The sequence below is a fragment of the Streptomyces sp. NPDC002793 genome (assembly GCF_040295485.1).
In the GTDB taxonomy this organism is placed as follows: domain Bacteria; phylum Actinomycetota; class Actinomycetes; order Streptomycetales; family Streptomycetaceae; genus Streptomyces.
Genome location: NZ_JBEOVL010000027.1, coordinates 16,161 through 38,713, shown reverse-complemented (window position 1 = coordinate 38,713; position 22,553 = coordinate 16,161). Strand labels below are relative to the sequence as shown.

The following is a 22,553-nucleotide window of genomic DNA, read 5'->3' as shown; positions in this document are numbered from 1 at the left end:
GGTCACCGAGCCACGGCCCTGCAGTACTCCTCGTCGGTGGCCAGGAGGTGGCGGTGCGTGTCGTCGGCCGTGACGGCACCGTCGTCCAGGACCAGGACGCGGTCGGCGGCGTCCAGCAGCGCGGGGCTGCTCGTGATCACGACGGTCGTGCGGCCCACCCGCAGCTTGGCGATGTTACGCGCGATGAGCTGTTCGGTGACCGCGTCGACCGCCGTCGTCGGGTCGTGCAGGACCAGGACGTCGGAGTCGGTGGCGAGGGCGCGGGCCAGGGACAGCCGTTGGCGCTGCCCCCCGGAGAGGTTCGCCCCTCGGTCACGGACGCCGTGGTCGAGTCCCTCGGGGTGGAGGGCGACGACATCGGTCAGGAGGGACGCCTCCACGGCCTCGGGGACCATCCGGCTGGTGCCCGCCGGATCGATGTTCGTGCGGAGGCTGCCGGCGAAGATCTCCCCGTCGTACGGGTTCACCAGCATGTGCTCGCGGAGGGCCTCGACCGACAGTTCCGTGAGCGCGCGCCCGCTCACCCGTACCACGCCCCCGTACGCCTCGGGCGGGACGTTCGCCGCAAGGACCGACGCGAGGTCGGCCGCGGCTCGTGGCTGGTAGGGGGCGATCGCCAGGAACTCGCCGGCGCGCACCCGGAAGGTGAGACCGTCCAGGGAGCCGTACGAGACACCGTCGATCTCGAGGTCCCCGCCCGGCGCCGGGCGTTCCTCGCCGGGGGCCGTCAGCGGTGGCGCGGACAGGACGAGTGCCATCCGCTCGGCCGAGGCGCGGGCCATCATCACGTACTTGGGCATCTCCGAGAACAGTTTGAGCGGTTCCATGATGAACTGCGCCAGGCCCACGGCCATCACGAGCTCCCCGATCGTGATCCGTCCCTCGTACGCCAGCCAGCCGGCCGTCAGCGTCACGGCGGCGGCGAGTACTGCGTTGAGCCCCAGGGCGACGCCCGCGTAGACGCCGTTCACCCGGGCGACGGTGACCGCCTGGTGCTTCGCCTCCGTGCTGACCTTCCGGTAGGAGTGGAAGGCCGCGTGGTTGCCGCCGAAGCCGTGCAGCGGACGCAGGCCGGTGATCAGGTCGGCGACCTTGGCGCCCGCCCGTGCCACCCGGGCCTGCTGCTCCTGGGTGCTGGAGCCGATCCGCCGGGACATCACGCTCAGGATCGACAGGATCGCGACCGTTCCCACGATCACGAGCAGGCCGAGCCGGAGGTCGGCCAGGCCGAGCGCCACCGACGCGACCACCACCGCCACCAGTGAGCTGACGAGCAGGGGCACCACCTCGACGATGTCCGCGGTCTGGTCGGCGTCCTCGGTGGCGATGGTCAGTACCTCGCCGGACTTCAGGTCGACGTCCCTGGCCACCGGCTGGAGCCCGCAGGCGGCGACCCGTACCCGCCAGCGGTGTGCCTCGGTCGTGTTGGCCTTCTGCAGGACGCGCATCCCGAACCGCCACGACAGCGACACGGTCGTGATGATCACGGCGAGCGCCGCGACGGACAGGCCGAGTGCACCGAGACTGCGATGCCGCAACGCGTGTTCGACGATCAGGCCGAGCGCGATGGGGAAGGCGGTCTCACCCGCCTGGTACAGGCCCATGAGGACGGTGCCCCCGGCCACCGCGCCCGCGTTGCGGCGCAGCGCGGTCTTGAGGATGCCGGCCCCCGGCCGGGGCCGCTTCGTGTCAGGAGTTGTCATCAAGATGGCGGGCAATCGCTTCCGGGGTTCGAAGGGTGAGCAGATCACGGATCGTGATCACAGGACCGTACTCCCGGCGGAGCAGCCCGATGAGCCGCACCGCCAGCATGGAATGCCCGCCGAGGGAGACGAAGTCACTGACCGCGCTCACCTCGTCGTCGTCCAGGTCAAGGGCCTCGGCGAAGAACTCGCAGACGGTGGTCTCCGTCCCGGTCTCCGGGGCGCGTTCGCCGCCGGTGGTCAGCACGCCGAGCGGCTTGGCCTCCGGCAGTGCCTCGGTGTCGGCCTTCCCGTTGACGGTCAGCGGGATGCCGTCGACCTGGGCGTAGTGGGTCGGGCGCAGGAAGTCCGGCAGACCGGCGCCCACCTCGGCCGCCACCGCCGCCAGGTCGCCGCCGCTCAGCACGAGGTAGGCGGCCAGTCGGTACGCCCCGTCGACCTGCGGGTCGGGCTGGGCGACCGCGGCGGCGAAACGTACCGCCGGATGAGCCGTGAACGCGGCCTCGACCTCGCCCGGTTCGACCCGGTGACCGCGGATCTTGACCTGCTGGTCGGTGCGGCCGAGGTACATCAGGTTCCCGTCCGGCCGGCGTACGACGAGGTCTCCGGTGCGGTACATGCGCTCGCCGGGTTCCCCGAACGGGCAGGCGACGAAGCGGTGCGCCGTCTGAGCGGGCTGTCCGAGATAGCCGCGCGCGATGCCGATGCCCGCGACGTACAGCTCTCCGGGGACGCCGTCCGGCAGGGGCCGGAGCCATGGATCGAGCACGTACACCTCGGTGTTGTCGATCGCCACGCCCACCACCGGGTCCTGGCATTCGAAGGTGCCGACACCGAGGGTGTTGATGGTGTACTCGGTGGGCCCGTACAGGTTGTAGCCGGCCGTCCCCTCGGTTTCCGCGAGCCGGTTCCACAGTCCCGGGGTGACGGCCTCGCCGCCCAGCAGCACCAGGGCAGGACGGCGTGCGGGGTCGTCGAGGAGGCCTTCGGCCACCAACTGCTGGGCGTAGGTGGGGGTCACGTTGATGACGTCGATCCCGTGCTCCGCGCAGTACTCGACCAGCCGGGGCGCGTCGCGGCGCAGTTCCTCGTCGCAGATGTGCACCTCATGGCCGTCGGCGAGCCACAGCAGCTCCTCCCACGACATGTCGAACGCGAACGACACGGTGTGCGCGATCCTGAAGACCCGGTGTCCGTGTTCCGCCAGCACCGGCTCGAAGATGCGGCGCTGATGGTTGATCAGCATGTTCGTGAGACCGGCGTACTCGGTCACCACACCCTTGGGCTTCCCGGTCGATCCGGAGGTGTAGATGGTGTACGCGGGGTGCCGGAGGCGGTCCGGGGCGTCCGGCTCGAAGGTCACGTACGGCTCGCCCCCGGGCAGGGGTCCGTCGAGTTCGATCAGGTCGCCGGTCAGCCGGGGCGCGACCGCGCGTACCGTGAGGATCACGTCCGGTCGTGCCGCGTCGACGATCGCGGCGATCCGCTCGTCCGGATGGTCGAGTTCGAGCGGAACGTACGCGGCGCCGGTCCGCAGCACCGCGAACAGGGCCACGATCGAGTCGAGGGAGCGCGGGACGGCTAGGCCCACGGTCCTCTCCGGGCCGATCCCGCGCCGGGCAAGCACACCGGCCACCGAGCGGCTGCGGTCGCGGAGCTGGGCGAAGGTCAGCGCGGAGCCGTGTGCGACCAGGGCGACCCTCTCCGGGTCGCGCTCCGCCGCCCGGTCGAAGCGGTCGACGACCGTGTCCGTGCCGATGTCCGTGCGTGCGGCGGGCCCGGGTTCCGGTCCGAGGCCGCGCAGTGTGCCGACCGGCCCGGTCGAGCGGGCCAGGTCCTCCAGCACCCGCAGGTAGTCGTCGACGAGCCGACGGGCCTTTCCGGCGTCTCCGTCCCGGTACTCCAGCTTGACCGTGAGCCGGTCTCCGGGGGTGACGACCCAGGTGAACGGGTAGTGGGTGGAGTCGTCGGCCTTCACCTCGGTGATGCCGTGCCTGAAGTTCATCTCCGCGAAGGCGTCCATGTCCAGGAAGTTTTGGAGGACGAACAGGTTGTCGAAGAGGGTGTCGTGTCCGCAGGCGCGCTGGATCTCGCCGAGTCCCAGGTGCTCGTGCTCCATCGCCTCGACCCTCGTCGACTGGACGGCCCGCAGGTACTCCCGGACCGTGTCGCCGGGCCGTGCGCGCGTCCACAGGGGCACGGTGTTGAGCAGCACGCCGACGATGTCCGACAGGCCCTCGCCCTCCCGGCCTGAGACGGTCACACCGAAGACGGCGTCGCCGCGGCCCGTGTGCGCGCCCAGCAGCAGGCCGAACGCGCCGGTCAGCACCGAGTTGAGTGTGACGCCGTGCGTCCTGGCCGCGTCCCGCAGTAGGTCCGACCGGGCGGCGGACAGCGTGTGCACGAGCGCGCGGGGAAGGTCGTCGGAGAAGGAGGGCCGCGGTCCGGCCAGCAGTGTCGGGCCGCTGAGACCGGCCAGGTGCTCCGCCCAGAAGCGCTCCGACACGGCGGTGTCCCTGGCGTCGAGCGCCCGGGCGTACTCCTCGAAGCCCGGCACCGCCGGGACCGCGACCGGCTTCTCGCCCGCGAGGACGGCCTGGTAGGCATCGAACAGGTCCCGCAGAAGGATCTCCCGGGACCACCCGTCCCAGAGCAGCAGGTGGTAGCTCAGCAGCAGGCCGTCGCGCCCACCGGGCAGCCGTACCACGGTCAGCCGGATCAGCGGCGGCTCGCCCGGGTCGAAGCCCGTGTCACGGTCCGTGGCACGCAGGGTGTCGACGTCCGCGTCCGTCTCCGCCCGGACCGTTCGGACGCCGACCCGCACCCCGGCCCTGAGCACCTGGACGGGGTTTCCGTCGTCGTCGGTGGTGAAGCCCGCGCCCACCACCGGGTGCCGCGCGATGACGTACGCCATCGCCTCGGACAGCGCGTCGGTGTCCAGGCGGCGGTCGAAGGCGAAGTAGCTCTGTGCGACGTAGTGTCCGGCCGAACCGGCCATCTCGGCCTGGAAGAACAGGCCTCTTTGGAGCGGGGTGACCGGTGCGGTGCGCTCGGCCGTCGTGGCGGCGTGCGCGAGGTGTTCCAGTGCGCGCTGCCAGTGCGCGGTCAGTTCGTCGGGGACGCCGTCGGCGAGGACGAAGTCCGCGTGGAGGCTTCCGGTGGCCCCATCGGTCCAGGCGTTGACCTCGACGGCGTACGGACTGTCCTGGTCGCCGCCGGTGAGGTGCGGGACCTCGGACTCGCTCCCCCGGCCCAGGTAGTTGAACAGTACCTGCGGGCGGGTCCTCAGCAGGGGCGCCGTCTGCGGGTCGAGGTAGCGGAGCTGCCCGTACGCGAGGTGCCCGCGCTCGTCGGGCTGGCGCTCGGCGACCTCGCGTGCCGCCGCGACGGGGTCCGTGTGGGCGGTCAGGCGCACGGGGGCGATGGAGGTGAACCAGCCGATGGTGCGGGTGTAGTCGTGGTGTTCCAGGACCGGTACCCGGCCGTGCCGCTCCAGATCGATCGCGAGATCGGCCGGCGAGTCCTGGATCCGGGTGAGCGCCGTGCGCAGCGCGCCGCAGAGGAGCTCGGTCAGTCCGATGCCGAGCGCGGCGGGCGCGGTGCGGGTCAGCCGGTCGCTCACCTCGGGTGCGAGCACGGCCGACGTCTCGCGCAGCGTCCCGGGCACGGCCAGGAGCGGGGGCGCCTGGAGCGTGGTGATCCAGTGCCCGAGGTCGCCGGTGGCGTGGGCGGATCCCGAACTCAGCGCCTCCGCGTACGCGGCGTAGGGCGTGGTCGGCGCGGGCAGCGTCGCCCCGCGCATCGCGGAGGCCAGGTCGTCCAGCAGGATCAGCCAGGAGACCGCGTCGACGGCGAGGTGGTGCACCGCGACGACCAGGGTCCGGCTCGGCTCCAGCCACGAGAAGGCGATGATCTTCCCGGCCTCCGGATCGAGCCGCCCGGCGGCCTCGTTCGCGGCGGTCGTCGCGTCGGTCGTGTCCGTCCGGACGACGGTGACCTCGCGGGTGGGCTCGGTACGCAGGGCCCACACCCCGTGCTCGACGTGCAGCCGCATCCGCAGCGCCGGGTGTGCGGCCACGACGGCGTTCGCGGCGCGCCCTGCATCGGCGAACCCCGTGTCCTCCTCCGCCACCAGCGTTCTGGCCTGGGCGAACCGGGCGAGCGAGCCGCCCAGTTCCCGCTGGCGCAGGATGATCGGTGTGGGCGTCAGCGGGCCGTCCTCACGGGGGGCCGGTTCGGCCACCGCGGCCTGTGGGGCGCGGGTGCGCAGATGTCCGGCCAGTGCGCGGGGTGTCTTCAGGAGGAAGACGTCCCGTGGCGCGATCGGCAGTCCGAGAGCTCTGGCCCGGTTGATCACCGTGATGGCGACGATGCTGTCGCCGCCGGCCCTGAAGAAGTCGGTGTCGCCGTCCACGCCGGCGTGGCCCGGCAGCGCCTCGGCGAAGACGCCGACCAGTGCGTCGAGTACGGCATCACTCGCCGCGGCGCCCTGCGTGTCGTCCTCTGCGGCACGCTCGGTCAGTGCCTTCCGGTCCAGTTTGCCGTTGACCGTCAGCGGCAGGGCGTCGACCGTGAGGACGCGGCCGGGGACCATGTGCGCGGGCAGCTTCGCGGTCAGGAGGGCCGTCAGGTCGCCCGGCTCCCGGCCGACGAGGTGCGCGACGAGGTGATCGCCGTCGGCCGCGACCGTGACGGCCACGTCGGCCACGCCGTCGAGCCCCCGGATCGCGGACTCGACCTCGCCCAGCTCGATGCGGAAGCCCTTGAGCTGTACCTGGTCGTCGGCGCGGCCGGTGAACTCCAGCTCGCCGTCGAGCGTACGGCGGGCGAGGTCGCCCGTGTGGTACATGCGGGAGCCGTCGGCCGCGAACGGGTTCGCCACGAACCGGCCTGCGGTGAGGCCCGGCCTGCCGAGGTAGCCGAGCGACACCTGGTCACCGGCGACGTAAATGGCACCCTCCCGGCCGGGAGGGACAGGCCGGAGGCGGTCGTCGAGCAGATGGGTGGTCAGACCGGGGATCGGCCCGCCGATCGGGCTGACGTCACCGCCGAGGTCCTCGTCGGTGAGCACGCGGTGGGTGACGTGGACGGTGGTCTCGGTGATGCCGTACATGTTGACCAGCTCCGGCGAACGGGTGCTGTGCCGCTCCGCCCAGCCGCGCAGTCGCGCGGGATCCAGCGTTTCGCCCCCGAAGACGACCCGGCGCAGGGCCGTGACGGGGTGGCCGGAATGCCGGTCGGCCTCGATGAACCGGTAGAAGGCCGACGGGGTCTGGTTGAGCACGGTCACCCCGCGCTCGCGGACCAGACGGTGGAAGTCCACCGGGGAGCGGGTCAGCCCGTAGTCCGGGACCAGCAGTTCCCCGCCGTGGGCCAGCGCGCCCCACAGCTCCCAGACCGCGAAGTCGAAGGAGTAGGAGTGGAACTGCACCCACACGTCGTGCGGGCCGAACCCCATGTCCGCCTGCGTGTTGGCGAGCAGGGTCACCACGGCGGAGTGCGGGACGACGACGCCCTTGGGCCTGCCGGTCGAACCCGAGGTGTAGATCACGTAAGCGGGATCGTGCCACCCCGGTGAGGACTCCGTCGCCGCCGGGGGCAGTGCGCCCCGGGGTTCCGGTTCCTCGCCCATCACGAGCACGCGGGCCGGCACCTGCGCGAAGCGGTTCCGCTGCCCGGGGCCCACGAGGACGACCTGGGGGGCGGCGTCGGCGAGGATGTACTCCAGGCGTTCGTCCGGGTAGGCGAGGTCCAGCGGTACGTAGGCGCCACCCGCGCTGACGACGGCCAGCAGGGCCACGATCTGTTCCGGGGAGCGCGGTACGGCGACGGCGACGCGGCGGCCGGGCCCGACACCGGCCCCGCGCAGGGTGGCGGCCAGTTCGTTCTTCGCGTCCGCGAGTTCGCCGTAGGTCAACGACCGCGTCGTCCCGTCGAGGGCGCAGTGGGTGACGGCGGTGGCCTCCGGGTCGCGCCGCGCGGCGGCGTCGAACAGTTCGCCCAGGCTCGTCGGGGCGACGCGTGCGGGGGCCCGGGCGTCGTCGGGCGCCACCCCCTCGACGCGGGAGTCCGGGTGGTCGAGCAGTCCGGCGAGGGTCCGGGTGAACGTGCCGAGGATCGCCCGGGCTGTCGGCTCCTTGACCAGCTCGGCGTCGTAGATCAGGTTGAAGCGCGGACGGCCGGTGGGTGTGCGCTCCACGACGAGGGTCAGCGGGTAGTGGGGGGCTCCCTCGTTCACGATGCCGGTCACGGCGAGTTCGTCTCCGGGCCGCCGCAGGGCGCCCACGTCGGTCGCCACGTCGAAGACGACCAGGGTGTCGAACAGTGTGCCGTTCCCGGCCCGGCGAGCGATCCTCGCCAGCGAGACGTGCTGGTGGGCCAGGACCGCGCTCTGGTGTTCCCGTACGGAGGCCAGGAGGTCACCCGCCGTGGTGTCACGGGTCCAACGGGCGCGGAGCGGGATCGTGTTGATGAAGAGACCCACCATGTCCTCGACACCCGGAACGTCGGCGTCCCGGCCGGACACCGTGCAGCCGAACACCACGTCCCTGCTCCGCAGGATGCCGCCCAGGGTGACGGCCCAGGCACTGTGCACCGCCACGCTCAGCGGGACCCCGGCGGAGCGGACCGCCGTGTCGAGGTCGCCCTCCGGCTCCTCGGCGGTGTCGGCGAAGCTGTCGGAGGGGGTGTGTCCGTCGGCGACCAGGGAGGGGCCGGGGAGTCCGGCGAGCTGATCGCTCCAGACCCGGTCGCTCTCGTCGTCGTCGAGTGCGGCGAGCCGGCGTACGTAGTCGGGGAAGCCGCCGCCGAGGGGGTACAGGGCTCCCGGGGTGTGGTACTCGGCCAGCAGGGCACGGAGCATCGGCGGTACCGACCAGCCGTCGGCGATGATGTGGTGCACCGTCTGCACCAGGACGTTCCTGCCGGAGCCCGCGCGGATGAGCGTGTAACGCATCAGCGGGCCCGTGGCCAGGGCGAACCCGGCGCGGCGGTCCCGCTCGGCGTGCTCCCGGATCTCGGCGTCGGTGATGCCGGGGCGGTCCAGTGTGGTGAAGGGCGCCTCCACCCCGCTCTCCAGCACGGAGACGACCCGGCCGTCGGCGAGCGCGACGAACCGGGCGGCCAGGTTCGGGTGGAGCGTGAGCAGCCGGGTCGCCGCCGCTGCCAGCCGGGCGGCGTCCACCTCGCCCTCCAGCGTCAGCAGCTGCTGTTCGACGTAGCTGCCCGTCGCGTCGTCGTCGAAGACCGAGTGGAAGTAGAGGCCTTCCTGCAACGGGGTCAGGGGCAGGATGTCGCGCAGAGCCGGTCCGTCCAGGGCGTCGACGTCCGCCTGTGTGAGCGGCACCTGGAAGTCGCTCGTGGAATGGCCGCCGTGGTCGAGCGCCGCCAGCCCGGTCAGGGCTTCCGTCAGATACGTGCCGATGGCCGCGGTGTCCTCGTCGGTGAACATCCCGTCGGGCCAGGAGATGGTGGTGACCAGCTCGTACGCACCGTTCGCGGCGGGTTCGGCGATCGCGTTGAACTCCAGGGCGCGTGGCAGACGCATCCTCGGATCGCGCTTCTCACCCAGCTGCCCCGTGGCGCCCGCGAACTGCCAGTCCCCGGAGGTGTCGGAGTCGAAGCGGCCCAGGTAGTTGAACAGCACCTGCGGGGCGGGCGTGTCCAGGCCGGTGTCGGTGAGGTGGCGCAGCACCCCGTAGGGGAGGCCGTTGCCCGGCACCCGGGCGAGGTCGTCCTTGACGGCCTTGAGCGCGGCGGTGAGGTAGGCGGGTGCGGTGGGGTCGGTCGTCGCGCCCGGGTCCACGACGACCGGGAACAGTGTGGTGAACCAGCCCACGGTCCGCGAGAGGTCCGGCTCGAAACCGGCGGTCTCCGCGACGAACCGCTCTTCGCGGCCGTGCCCTTCGAGCTCGATGTGCGCGAACGTCTGGTCCTGCCCGAGATCACGGCGCCACCGGGAAAGGGCCACGGCGAGCGCGGTCAGCAGGACGTCGTTGACGCCCGCGTGGAACGCCGCGGGTATCTCCCCCAGCAGCGCGGCGGTGTCCCCGGGCCCCAGCACGACGGTCCGGGTCCGTTCACGGGCGACGGTGTCGGCCGCGGACAGCGCCCGCCTGCCCACCGGTGCGTCCGGCGCCGGCAGGGGACGCTCGAAGGCCGCGCGGTCCGACGCGAAGGCCGTGCCCTGCAGCACCTGTGTCCAGCGCCGGAACGAGGTGCCCACCGGGGGCAGATCGACCGGTGCGCCCGACGTGTACTGCCGCCAAGCGGTGGCCAGGTCCTCCATCAGGATCCGCCAGGACACGCCGTCGACGACCACGTGGTGGACGACCAGGACGAGCTGGCGTGCCTCGCGGCGCCAGACGGCGCTCAGCATGACGCCGCGGTCCGGGTCGAGCGCTTCGGTGGCCCGTGCGACGCAGACGTCGAGCGGCAGGTCGCTCGTCCGCCGGTCGGGGACGGCGTGGTCCGCCTCCGGGATGTCGAAGCTCCAGCGGTCTCCGCGCACGAGGCGGGCCCGCAGCATGGCGTGCCGCCCGACGACGGCGGTGAGGACCGCGTCGAGGGCGTCGGCGGTCAGGTCCGCCGGGGTGTTCAGCACGACCGACTGCACGAAGCCGTCGATCGCGTCCGTCGTCTCGCCGAGCCACTGCACGATGGGCGGTCCGACGACTGGCCCGGCCTCCGCGTCGCCGTGTTCCGAGGCGGAGACGTCCTCCCGGCTCACGACTGCCGCCAGCGCCCCCACGACGCTGTGGGTGAAGATCTGCCGTGCCGTGACGTGGAGACCCACGCCGCGCAGCGCGCTCAGCAGGGAGATCGCCAGGATGCTGTCGCCGCCGAGCCGGAAGAAGTCCTGGTCGACACCGACCTCGTCCAGTCGCAGCACGGTCGCGACCGCCGCGCACACCGCGCGCTCGTTCTCGGTCGTGGGCGGGACGGACGTGCCGCTGCCGACGCGGGGTTCGGGGAGCGCACCACGGTCGATCTTGCCGTTCGCGGTGAGCGGGAACTCCCGCAGCACGACGATGTGGGTGGGCACCATGTACTCCACCATGTGCTCCGCGGCCCACGCCCTGACCTCGTCGCCCCGGAGTTCCTCGCTGCCCGTGGCCGGGACGACGTACCCGACGAGGTAGGTGCCGCCCGCCGTGTTCTTCTTAGCGACGACGCAGGTGTGCCGTACGGAGGGGTGTTCCGCCAGGCCGAGTTCGACGTCCTCGATCTCCAGCCGCATGCCGCGGATCTTGATTTGGTTGTCGGCACGGCCGAGGAAGTCCAGTGACCCGTCGGGGGCGAACCGGGCGAGGTCACCGGTCCGGTACAGCCGGGACCCGTCCGCGGCGAAGGGGTTCGCGACGAACCGGGACGCGGTCAGGCCGGGCGCGTTGACGTATCCACGGCCCAGGAGGAAGCCGCCGACATACAGTTCGCCGCCGACGCCGACCGGGACCGGGCGCAGCTCGTCGTCGAGCACGTACAGCTGGGTGTTGGGGTTGGCCTTGCCTATGGAGGTCGACAGGCGTTCCGCCGCACCGCGGTAGATGACGTGCGAGACTCCGATCGTCGTCTCGGCCGGGCCGTATCCGTGGTACATGGGAATGTCGAGCCGGGTGCGGAAGCGCTCGTACAGTTCGGGGGTCAGGACCTCCCCGCCGCACCACACGTGCCGGAGGCTGTCGAGCCGCCCGGAGTCGCCCGCCATCTCCAGCAGGACGTCCAGCATGGACGACACGAGGTACGTGAAGGTGACGCGCCGGTCGGACAGCACGCTCAGCAGGTGGTGGGGGTCGCGTTCGCCGCCGGGTCGCAGGACCACCAGTCTGCCGCCGCGCACCAGCGGCAGGAAGATCTCGTTGATGGAGATGTCGAAGGACAACGGCGCCTTGAAGAGCGACACGTCGTCGTGGCCGAAGCCCAGGATCTCCTCGGACTGCCACAGCAGGCGCTCGCTGATCGCCTCGTGCCGGATCATGGCGCCCTTGGGCCGGCCGGTCGACCCGGACGTGAAGATCACGTACGCCAGGGCGGTGCCGGGCACGGTGACCCCGGTCCCGTCGGTGGGGCAGGTGCCGTACAGCCAGGCGCCGAGATCGACGGCCACGGCCGGCGGTTCGCCCTCCGGGTGCTCACCCGAGTCGTTGAGCTGGAGCACGATGCCCGCGTCCTCGACGACGACGGCTCGGCGCTCGGCGGGCCACTGCGGATCGAGCGGCACGAAGGCGCACCCTGCCTGCAGCACGCCGAGCAGCCCGATCACCATGTCGGCCGAGCGGCGCAGCGAGATCCCGACGACCTGCTCGGCGGTGAGGCCTCGTCCGATCAGGTGGTGAGCCAGTTGGGCGGCGTGCGCGGCGGCCTCACGGTACGTCAGTGACCGGTCGTCGTCGACGATCGCCACGGCGTCCGGCCTGTTCCGTGCCTGCTCGAGGAACATCTCCACGACGGTGGGGCGGACTCGTCCGGCCCCGGTGTCGTTCCACTCGGCCAGGGTTTCGAGCCTCGCCGCCGCGCCGACCGGGCCGATGGTGCCGATGGTCTGGTCGGGGAAGTCGGCCAGATCGTCCAGCGCGAGCTGCGCGTCGGCCTGCGGGACGCCTTCGGGGGTGCTGATGCTCCGGTTGTCGGCGCCGACCGCCCAGCCGGCGGGCGCGGAGCCTCCGTTGTCGACCCACCGGAGGACATCGGCGAACAGGGTGCCGGAGGTGAGGTCGATGCCGTCGGGGCCGGTACCGGTCGCCCAGTACGACAGCCCGATCGCACACGCCTCGGCGAGGGTCCGGTCGCCGTATTCTCCGGTTCGCCTGCGCAGGTCGCTCAGGCTCGTGGGAGAGAGCAGCACGGAACCAGCAGTCGGGAACGCCATCGAAGACTCATCGTCCTTCCACCGTACGAGAGTTGGACCGATCTCAACTCAGGGATGTCTCACTGCCCTCGCGCCAGGCCCGCCACAGTCGTGCGTACCCGCCGCCGAGAGCCACCAGCTCCTCGTGCGTGCCCTGCTCCACCACGCGCCCCGCGTCCAGGACGGCGATCCGGTCCGCCGCCATGGCCTGGGTCAGCCGGTGTGCCACGAACAGCGTGGTCCGGCCCGCACAGGCGGCCCGTACGGACCGCTCCAGTTCGGCGGCGCCCTCGCTGCCGGCCTCGGCGGTCGACTCGTCCAGCACCACCACCGGCGCCCGGTTCAGCACCAGCCGCGCCAGCGCGAGCTGGGCGACCTTCGTGCCGTCCAGCCGCTCGCCGCCCTCGCCGACCGCGGTGTTCAGCCCCTCGGGGAGTGCGTCGACCCAGTGGTCGGCGCCGACCGTGCGCAGCGCGCCCATCAGCTCGGGGTCGGTCGCCTGTGGCGCGGCCAACCGCAGGTCGTCGGCGAGCCGCCCGGAGAACACGTGCGTCTCCTGGGTCAGGATGCTCACCAGAGCGCGCGCGCCCGCCTCGTCCAGGGCGGCGAGGTCGTTCGGGCCGATACGCACGACCCCGGCCTGCGGGATTCCGATGCCCGCGATCAGCGCCGCCAGGGTCGACTTGCCCGCGCCCGTGGCGCCCACGAGTGCGAGCGAGCCTCCGGCCGGGATCGTCAGGCTGACTTCTCGCAGGACCGGCTCCCCGGCCCCGGGATAGCTGAAGGTCAGGCCCTCAACCGTCACCGGGTACGGCACGTCGGCCGCGGGGGCCACGGCGGGGTCTCCCACCAGCCGGTCCTCCGCCGTCTCCCCCAGTACCCCGACGAGCCGGGTGAGGCTCGCACCCGATTTCTGCGCCTCGTCGAAGGTGAACATGATGGCGCCCAGCGGGGTGAAGAGCCGGTGGAACATGAGCGGTGCCGCCGCCACCTCGCCGAGGCTCGCGGCATCGGCCTCCAGCAGGACGTACCCCACCACGAGGATCAGGACCAGCCCGATGAACTCGGCGCGGTTCTCCCTGCCGACGAACCGGCCGAAGATCCGGAAGACGTCGATGCCGAGTTCGCGGACGCGCCACGACCTGACGGTGACCTTCTCCCGGAAGGCGCCCTCCAGACGGTAGGCCCGGACGGTGTCTATCCCGTTCAGACCGCTGATCAGGGCCTGCGCACGATCGGCCTGCGCCGCCCGTTGCCGCTGGTAGAGCGGCGCGGAGCGGGGCAGGTACCAGCGGAGGGCGAGGCCGTAGGCGGGGAGTGCGCCCGCTCCCGCCAGGCCGAGCCGCCAGTCCAGGCCGAACATGCCGACCGTGGCGATGGCGACGAGCACGCCCGCCGAGAACACCGTGGGGACGGCCGTGCGGATGCCCCTGGACAGCACGGCCACGTCGTCGCCGACCCGGGACAGCACGTCTCCCCGGCCGACCTGCTCGATCCGTGCGCTCGGCATGCCGAGCACCGCCCGGACCGCGGCTTCCCGCAGCCGCGCGAGGAGGTCCGCGCCCAGCCGCCCGATCAGATAGGTCGACACCGCGGTGACCCCCGCGCCGAGCAGCGCGGCGGCCCCCATCAGGACCCCGATCGTGACCAGGACGGAGCGCCCGTCACCCTCGACGACGCCGTCGACCACTCTGCCGAGCAGGAGCACCGGGAGCACCTGGAGCGCCGCCCCGGCCACCGTGGTGAGAGCGGTGGCGGCGGTGAGCCACGGCACCTCTCGACAGCGCGCGGCGACCCACCGGGTGGACTCGCCTCCGGCCGCCGTGCGCAGGACGGCCGGGGCGACGCGTGTGCCGGTACCGCTCACTCAGGCACCAGGTCGGGCCGGTGGCGCACCGCGGCGGTACGCCTCACTGGTCGACCGACTTCACGAGCTGGTCGATCGCGTACGGCAGGGAGAGCAGGGTGCCCTGCGACATGGCCGCGCCGACCGCCGGGCCCTCGCTGTCCAGCAGGTAGGAGACCTTGCCCTCCTTGGCCGCGGACAGATTGGCGAAGAGCTCGAACTTCTTCAGCGCTTCCTGGTCGGCCTTGTCGTTGATGACGAAGACGCGGTCGACGTCGACCAGGTCGACGCGCTCGGGGGAGAGCTTGGTGTAGAACTTCCCGTCAGCGATTTCGTCGATCTTCGTCGCGCCCTTGAAACCGATGCCCGTGATCAGCCGTCCGCGTACGTCGGTGGTGGTGAACGGCGCGACCGAGTTCTCGTACCAGGACAGCGCGACGGCTGTCTGGTCCGCGAACTCGGGGTGTGCCTCGGCGGCGGCGGCGAGCTTGTCGTCGATGCCCTTCACCAGCGCGGAGCCCTCGTCCTCCTTGCCGAGCGCCTTGGCGATGTGGACCGCGTTGTCCTGCCAGGGGGCGCTGAAGAGTTCCTTCTCGCCCTTGGTGCGGCCCACGGTGGGGGCGATCTTCGAGAGTTTGTCGTAGGCGGCCTGGTCGATCTCGGAGTAGACCGCGATGATCAGGTCGGGCCGCAGGGAGGCGATCTTCTCGTAGTTGGGGCCCGAGTCGCCGTTGCTCATCACGACCTCGGGACGGGCGTCGCCCCACTTGTCCTTCACCCAGGGCCACTGGGTGTTGATGTCGGGGGACGTACCGGCCGGGTTGGGGTACTGGTCGACCATGCCGACCGGCTTGACACCGAGCGCGAGGATGGCCTGGTCGTCGGTGTAACCGACGGAGACGACCCGTTCGGGAGCCTTGGTCACCTTCGTCGAGCCGAACGCGTGCTCCACCGTCACCGGGAACGCGCCGCCGGCGGCGGCGGGAGCCTTGTCGCCCGCGTCGTCCGCCGTGTCGGAGCCGCAGCCCGCGAGGAGGCCGACGCCGAGGGTGACGGCGGAGAGTGTCGCCGCCAGCCGCCGCCATGGCTTCGGAGACGTCGATCTATGGAAGAGCATCCGGGATCCCCTGCTTTCGCGCTGTCCGTTACGCCCTGTCCCAGGGCAGCCAAACCTTATCCGTACACAGTGAGGTTAGCCTAGCCTAACTCTCCCCGTTTCCCTTATTTGAACATCAGTTGGGACGCACGTGCGTACGCCCGATGGGCACGATCAGTGGCCGGTCACCCACCGGGTCGTCGATCACCTCGGCGCGCAGCCCGAACGCCTCGTGCAGCAGCTCCGCCGTGATCACGTCGCGCGGATGCCCTTGCGCCAGGATCGACCCGGCGCGCATGACGACGAGATGGTCGCTGTAACGGGTGGCCAGATTGAGGTCGTGCAGCACCATGACCACGGTGCGGCCCGACTCGTGCAGGTCGTCCACCAGATCGAGTACGTCGATCGCGTGCGCCAGGTCCAGGTACGTGGTGGGCTCGTCCAGCAGCAGCAGGTCGGTCCCCTGAGCGAGCGTCATCGATATCCAGACCCGTTGGCGCTGCCCGCCGGAGAGCGAGTCGACCGGGCGGTCGGCCAGCTCGGAGACCCCGGTCATGGTCAGCGCGCGCTCGACGACGGTGGCGTCGTCCGACGACCACTGCCGCAGCCAGCTCTGGTGCGGATGCCGCCCCCTCGCCACCAGGTCGGCCACCGTCAGCCCTTCCGGAGCGACCGGGGCCTGCGGCAGGAGACCGAGCTTCTTCGCCACGTCCCTGGTCCTGAGCCCGGCGATGTCCTCCCCGTCCAGCACGACCGCCCCCGCTGCCGGTTTCAGCAACCGCGACAGCGTGCGCAACAGGGTCGACTTCCCACAGCCGTTGGGGCCGATGATCGTGGTGATCAGGCCCGATGGCACCGACACGTCGAGGCCCTCGATGACGGTCCGGCCGCCGTAGCCCACGGTGATGCCCCTGGCCGCAAGCCGCGCGACGTCCTCGACCGCGGCATCGGTCTTCACGATGTGCTGAGCGCCCACAGGTTCCCCCGTCGTCCCGTTCCGTACGGTCTTGTTCGTCAACTGTTCCTGATGTTCGCCCGCACCAGCAGGTACACCAGGAACGGGCCGCCGATCGCGGCGGTGACCACGCCGACCGGAAGCGTGATCGGGAGGGCCGACCGGGCGGTCAGGTCCGCGCCGATCAGCAGCAGAGCGCCCACCAGGCCGGAAGCCACCAGGGGCGGCGTCGGGCACCGGGCCAGGCGCATCGCCACCTGGGGGGCCACCAGCGCCACGAACGGGACCGGGCCCGCCGCGCTCACCGCCGCCGCTGCCAGCAGGACCGCACACAACAGCAGGACCGCCCGCACCCTCGAGAAGCGGACCCCGAGCCCCGCCGCCACCTCGTCGCCGAGATGCAGCGGCTTGAACTGGAACGCGGCGCCCGCCACGACCACCATGAGGACGAGCGTGCACCAGAACACCACGCCGACCTCGTCCCACGACCTGTTGTCCAGCGAGCCGACCAGCCACGCCTGTGAGCGGGCCACGTCCCTGATGTCGGCCGAGGTCAGGAGCAAGGTGGTGACCGCTTCCGTCACGGCGGTCACCGAGATGCCGATGAGGATGAGCCGGAAGCCGTCGATCCCGCGCCGCCACGCGAGGAAGTACACCAGCAGCCCGGTCCCGAGGCCGCCCGCGAGCGCGGCGGCGGAGAGACCCACGGTGCCGACGACCGCGGCGGCCGTCCCGCCCGACGCCGTCACCAGGAACACCGCGACGGCACTGGCGCCACCGGTGATCCCCAGGATGTCCGGGCTGGCCAGCGGATTACGGGCGATGGACTGGGTGATCGCCCCGGACACCCCCAGCGCGATCCCCACCAGAAGTCCGGCAAGCGCACGCGGCATCCGCAGATCCATGATCACGAACTCCTCGACCTGCTCGCCCCGGCCCAGCAGCGTGGCGATCACCCGGGACAGACCGATGGGGAAGTCCCCGACCCCGATGGACAGACAGAACACCAGGAAGACGGCTGCCGCCAGGAGCGACGTCACGGAGACGATCCAGGGCCGCCAGACGAACGACACCCGGCCGACGCGCACACCGGGCACCACCGGCCTCTTCACCACTGTGGTCCCGTTCATGCGCTCCTGAACTTTCCTCTCCACACGAGAACCGCGAAGAACGGGGCGCCGAGAAGAGCGACGACGACACCGGCGTCCAACTCTCCCGGCCGCACCACCAGACGCCCCACGATGTCGCAGAGCAGAAGGACGGCGGCGCCGAGGAGGCCCGCGTACGGCACGAGCCAGCGGTAGTCCGGGCCGGTCAGGTACCGGGCCACGTGGGCGACCATCAGCCCGAGGAACGCGATGGGGCCGCATGCCGCGGTCGCCGCCCCCGCGAGCAGGGTGATGGCGACGATGCCGACCGTCCGGCTCAGCGCGATGTTGACACCCAACCCCCGTGCCACGTCGTCCCCCAGGTTGAGCAGGTTGAGGGAGGGCAGCGTGGTCAGTGCCAGCACCGCGCCGACGGCGATGAACGCGCTCACCGGCCAGATGACGTCGAAGCCGACCCCGGCGACCGACCCCGCGTTCCAGAACCGCAGCGCGTTCAGTGACTTCAGGTCGGACAGCGCCACCGCCGTGGTCATGGCCGCGAGGAAGACCGTGACGCCCTGGCCCGCCAGGGCGAGGGTCAGCGGATTGCCGGCCCCCCTTCCGATGCTCGACAGCCCGAACACGACGACACCGGAGACCGCCGCCCCCAGGAAGGCGAACCAGACGTACTGGAGCGGGTCCTCGAAGCCGAACAGTGCGATGACGGTCACCACGGCGAACGAGGCACCGGAGTTCACACCCAGCAGCCCGGTGTCCGCGACCGGGTTCCGTGTGTAGCCCTGGATCAACGCCCCACCGATCCCCAGGGCGACGCCCGCGATCACCGCGAGCACGGTCCGGGGCACCCGTACCGTCCGCACGATGAGCCGGATCTCGGTGAGGCGCTGGTCGCCGTCCGGCGCAGCGAACAGTCCGTGCCACACCTCCGCGGGGCTCAACGCACGCGCGCCGACGGCCAGGGAAACGGCCGCCCCGATCACGAGCACCGCCACCAGCACGCACAAGCCCGCACCGCGTCCGCGGCGGCCTTCGGTCGCACCCCTGGACACGGGACGCTCCACTGCAGTCGCGCTCATGTCGACGTACGATATCCCTTTGATCTGCGGTCGGATCATGGGTAGTTGGCCCCTGCGCCCCTGACTCGGAACGCGGGCACGCCGATGGAGTGACCCGATGTTGCTTAGGTCAGCCTAAGCTCCCCTCCCCGAGGTGTCGATAGGCAGCGTCACGACGTCAGCGCCTTCCGGCGTGCCGCCGTGACGCCCCGCCACGCGGTACGGCGGATCCGCCTCCCCTCAGGAGGACTTGGACTCGATCCGGCCCGCGGGGGCGGCGCTCTCCGAAAGCGCCTCGCGGACGGCGGCCCAGCTCGTGTGCTCGATGTCGAGCGCATGGCGGAGGTAGGCCCACGTGGCCCGCTGGATCAGGGAGACGCGTCCGGGATTCTCGTCCGTCGTCTCCTTCACCTCGTAGCCGGGGATCCCGCCGAGCGAGTGTTCCGCCCCGAACACGGTGAGCAGACTCTTGTCACCAGGGCTCAGGAAGTACGGGTCGGCAAGCCATTCCGGCCTCCTGACGGACAGTGGCGAGTCGTCCTGGTCCCCCACGACGACGAGGGCCGGGGTGCTCATGTGCGCGAAGTCCGGATTCATGAAGGGGAAGTGCTCGGCCGCGAACGGGGTCAGATCAGCACCGCCCTTCCCCGCGGTGGCGAGCAGCACGCCCGCCCTGATCCGCGGATCGGACAGGTCCTCCTCCTTTCCGCTCAGCGGATCGCGCACGCGCAGGCCCAGCAGGTTGCCCGCCGTCTGGCCGCCGAAGGAGTGGCCCGCGGCGGCGATGCGACTGCGGTCGAGCCGGCCGCCGAGACCGGGAACGGAGGCCTCCAGAACATCCAGTCGGTCGAGGACGAGCTTCATGTCCTCGACGCGGAATCGCCAGGTCCGAGGGGTACGGGGATCATCCGGGGCGAGGCCCACCGTCCTGGAGTCGAGATGGGTCGGCTGGATCACGACGAAGCCGTGCGAGGCCCAGAAGTCGGCCAGGGGTCCGTAGCCGTCGTAGGACGACCCGTAGCCGTGCGCGAAGAGGATGATCGGCAGATCGCCGCCGGTCGCCGGCGCCGAGACGCGCACGTGCAGATCCTCGCCGCGGCCCGGTGCTTCCAGCACCACCGGCTTCACCGATACGACGGGGGTGGACGCCCCGACGGCTGCGGCCGGGGAGGCCATGTCTGATGCGCTCATGAAAGGTCTTCCTTCGAGTTCTTCGCGCCTGCCGCACCGGGCGCGAGGTCCGACCCCGTACGGCGCGCGGACCGGATGCGGCCGACTGCCGCCCCGGTCTGCCATGATGACAAGCGGGACAGCGTCCCGGATCGAACATACGGGACAGCGCCCCGTTTAGCCGGCGCGCAGCGGAGGAGACAGAACAGTGAGCGGCAGCGAGCGAGGCGCGAGCAGCGCACCCAGGCCGAAACGGGCGGACGCGCGACGCAACGCGGGGGTCCTGCTCGACGCGGCCGCCTCGGTCTTCGTCACCTCGGGCGTCGAGGCACCGATGCGCGACATCGCGGCCGCGGCAGGAGTGGGGACGGCGACGATCTACCGTCATTTCCCGACACGGGCCGATCTGATCGTCGCCGTCTACCGGCACCAGGTCGAGGAACTCGCCGGGAGCGGCCCGGCCCTCCTGGCCACCGACGTGAGTCCGTACGACGCCCTGGGGCGGTGGATCGGCCACTTCGTGGATTTCGTGGTCACGAAGCAGGGACTCGCCTCCGTACTGCAGTCGGACGACCCCTGTTTCGACCCCCTGCACTCCTACTTCGTCGAGCGGCTCGTGCCCGTGTGCACCCAACTGCTCGACGCCGCCGCCGCTTCGCATGAGATCCGTCCGGGTATGGACGCCTACGCACTCATGCGGGGCGTCGGCGGCCTCTGCGCCGGCGCCGGCAACAACCCCCGCTACGACGCGCGCGAAATGGTCGGGCTCCTGATCGCGGGACTCCGGCGGACGAACTGACACGGAGGGCCGCTCACTCCCCCCGGAGTGCGCTCCCATAACGGAGCACCCCCGTCCACAAACGGCATAAGGGCAGGCTAACCTAATAGCCATGAGAGCTGGTGAGAGCACTTCCCCTGCTGTGGACACCCCTGTGTCCACCACCGTGCCGGGTCCGCCCGGCCACGGTCTGTCCGCCACCGGGGTGACCGTGGCGTACGGCCGGGTCGATGTCGTGCACGACGCGGCCATCAGCCTGCGGCCCGCCGAGGTGACCGCCCTCATCGGTCCCAACGGCAGTGGGAAGTCGACCCTGTTGCGCACGCTCGCCCGGCTGCAGCCCGCGCGCACCGGCTCGCTCACGGTCGACACGGGCGCGGACGGCGCCACGGACGGCTTCGCGCTCAACGCCCGCGACTTCGCGCGTCATGTCGCCCTCCTGACACAGTCCCGTTCGACGCCGGGCGGGCTCACCGTCCGGGACGTGGTCGACTTCGGCCGCTACCCCCACCGGGGCCGCTGGGGCCGTCCGGATCCCCGCGGCACCGCGGCGGTGGACCGGGCGCTCGGACTCACCGGCGTGGCGGAACTCGCCGGGCGGGGCGTGGAACAGCTCTCCGGCGGACAGCTCCAGCGCGTGTGGCTCGCGAGCTGTCTCGCACAGGAGACAGGCGTCCTGCTCCTGGACGAGCCCACCACCTATCTCGACCTCCGCTACCAGGTCGAACTCCTCGACCTGATGCGCGACCTCGCCGACGACCAGGGCATCGCCGTGGGCGTCGTCCTCCACGATCTCGACCAGGCCGCGGCCGTCGCCGACCGCGTCGCGCTGTTGCACGCGGGCCGCATCGTCGCCGACGGCACACCCGAGGCCGTCTTCACCCCGGAACTTCTGTCGGACGTCTACGGGATCCGTATCGACGTGGACTCCGACCCTTCGACCGGCCGGCTGCGCACCCGCGCGATGGGCCGCCACCACTCCAGATCCGAAAGGCTCAGCACCTCCTCATGAGACGCCACTTCCTCGCTTCGGCCACCGTCGCCGTCGCCGCCCTGTCCCTGGCCGCCTGTGGGACCACCGAGCCGTCCACCGACGACACCGCGGCCGCCGGCAAGCCCGCCGGGAAGATCACCCTCACCGATGCCAAGGGCACGAAGGTGACCCTCGACGGCCCCGCCACGAAGGTCGTCGCCACCGAGTGGAACGTGGTCGAGGACCTCGTCGCACTCGGCGTGGACCCCGTGGGCGTCGCGGACATCAAGGGCTACACCACGTGGAACACCGCGGCTCCGCTCACCGGCAGCCCCAAGGACATCGGCACCCGCGGCGAACCGAGCATCGACACCGTCGCGGCTCTGGCGCCCGACCTCGTCGTCGCCACGAGCGACCTCGCCCCGGCGGTGGTGAAGCAGCTCCGCAAGGTTGCCCCCGTGCTGGAGATCAGCTCCGCCGACGCGGCCGACCAGATCGGCACCATGACGGACGGCCTCGACCTCATCGCGAAGGCCACCGGCAAGGAGGACAAGGCCGACACCGTCAAGAAGGAGTTCGAGAAGACCCTCGCCGACGGCAAGAAGGCCCTCGCGGACGCCGGACTCGGCGGCGCCGAGATCGCCACCGCCGACGGGTACGTCGCGTCGAACCAGGTCTCGGTCCGCGCCTTCACCGGCGGTTCCCTCCTCGGCGCCGTCAACGAGCAGCTCGGCCTGAAGAACGCCTGGACCGTGGAGGGTGACAAGAGCTACGGCCTCGCCACCACCGACGTCGAAGGACTCACCGGTCTCGGCGACGTCCAGTTCCCGTACATCGTGAACGACATCGACGGCGACCCGTTCACCGGGAACCTCGCGAAGAACGCCGTGTGGAAGTCGCTGCCCTTCGTGAAGGACGGCAACGTGCACCGGCTGCCCGACGGCGTCTGGATGTTCGGTGGTCCGCGATCCATGGAGGCGTACGCCGACTCCCTCGTCGACGCCCTGACGAAGTAGCGCACC

11 protein-coding genes are annotated in these 22,553 nt (G+C 71.4%); 3 read left to right on the top strand and 8 right to left on the bottom strand.

Annotated features, from left to right (window positions below; translation table 11 throughout):
- Nucleotides 1–2: 2 nt before the first annotated feature.
- The 8 genes from ABT001_RS24175 to ABT001_RS24140 all read right to left on the bottom strand — a co-directional run bounded on the left by ABT001_RS24175 (nt 3) and on the right by ABT001_RS24140 (nt 19,801).
- Nucleotides 3–1,703 (bottom strand): ABC transporter ATP-binding protein, encoded by a 1,701-nt coding sequence (locus ABT001_RS24175; protein WP_351281107.1) that lies wholly within the window; start codon nt 1,701–1,703, stop codon nt 3–5.
- Nucleotides 1,690–12,570 (bottom strand): non-ribosomal peptide synthetase, encoded by a 10,881-nt coding sequence (locus ABT001_RS24170; protein ID WP_351281104.1) that lies wholly within the window; start codon nt 12,568–12,570, stop codon nt 1,690–1,692. The genes ABT001_RS24175 and ABT001_RS24170 overlap by 14 nt, the downstream gene beginning before the upstream one ends.
- A gap of 43 nt (nt 12,571–12,613) precedes the next feature.
- A complete protein-coding gene (locus tag ABT001_RS24165; RefSeq protein ID WP_351281101.1) occupies nt 12,614–14,416 on the bottom strand; it encodes an ABC transporter ATP-binding protein in 1,803 nt (600 codons plus the stop codon).
- 43 nt (nt 14,417–14,459) lie between these two features.
- Complete coding sequence (locus ABT001_RS24160; RefSeq protein WP_351281098.1) at nt 14,460–15,512, bottom strand: iron-siderophore ABC transporter substrate-binding protein; 1,053 nt, start codon at nt 15,510–15,512, stop codon at nt 14,460–14,462.
- 115 nt (nt 15,513–15,627) lie between these two features.
- Nucleotides 15,628–16,467: an ABC transporter ATP-binding protein gene (locus ABT001_RS24155; protein WP_351281256.1), complete on the bottom strand. Its 840-nt coding sequence runs from the start codon at nt 16,465–16,467 to the stop codon at nt 15,628–15,630.
- A gap of 38 nt (nt 16,468–16,505) precedes the next feature.
- The gene (locus ABT001_RS24150; protein WP_351281096.1) at nt 16,506–17,576 is read right to left on the bottom strand and encodes a FecCD family ABC transporter permease; all 1,071 of its coding nucleotides are present in this window, start codon (nt 17,574–17,576) and stop codon (nt 16,506–16,508) included.
- Entirely contained in the window at nt 17,573–18,631 is a 1,059-nt protein-coding gene (locus tag ABT001_RS24145; RefSeq protein WP_351281093.1) for a FecCD family ABC transporter permease, read from the bottom strand. The genes ABT001_RS24150 and ABT001_RS24145 overlap by 4 nt, the downstream gene beginning before the upstream one ends.
- A 219-nt stretch (nt 18,632–18,850) precedes the next feature.
- Nucleotides 18,851–19,801: an alpha/beta hydrolase family protein gene (locus ABT001_RS24140; RefSeq protein WP_351281090.1), complete on the bottom strand. Its 951-nt coding sequence runs from the start codon at nt 19,799–19,801 to the stop codon at nt 18,851–18,853.
- A 187-nt stretch (nt 19,802–19,988) separates the two neighbouring features.
- Between ABT001_RS24140 and ABT001_RS24135 the strand changes: the two genes are divergently transcribed.
- From ABT001_RS24135 to ABT001_RS24125, 3 genes are all read left to right on the top strand, one after another.
- Nucleotides 19,989–20,579 carry a TetR/AcrR family transcriptional regulator gene (locus ABT001_RS24135; RefSeq protein ID WP_351281087.1) on the top strand — a complete coding sequence of 197 codons (591 nt, stop codon included), beginning with the start codon at nt 19,989–19,991 and terminating at the stop codon, nt 20,577–20,579.
- A gap of 91 nt (nt 20,580–20,670) precedes the next feature.
- Nucleotides 20,671–21,570: an ABC transporter ATP-binding protein gene (locus tag ABT001_RS24130; protein WP_351281084.1), complete on the top strand. Its 900-nt coding sequence runs from the start codon at nt 20,671–20,673 to the stop codon at nt 21,568–21,570.
- Nucleotides 21,567–22,547, top strand: a complete 981-nt coding sequence (locus ABT001_RS24125) for an ABC transporter substrate-binding protein (RefSeq protein WP_351281082.1) — start codon at nt 21,567–21,569, stop codon at nt 22,545–22,547. Before ABT001_RS24130 ends, ABT001_RS24125 begins: the two co-directional genes overlap by 4 nt.
- Nucleotides 22,548–22,553: the final 6 nt, after the last annotated feature.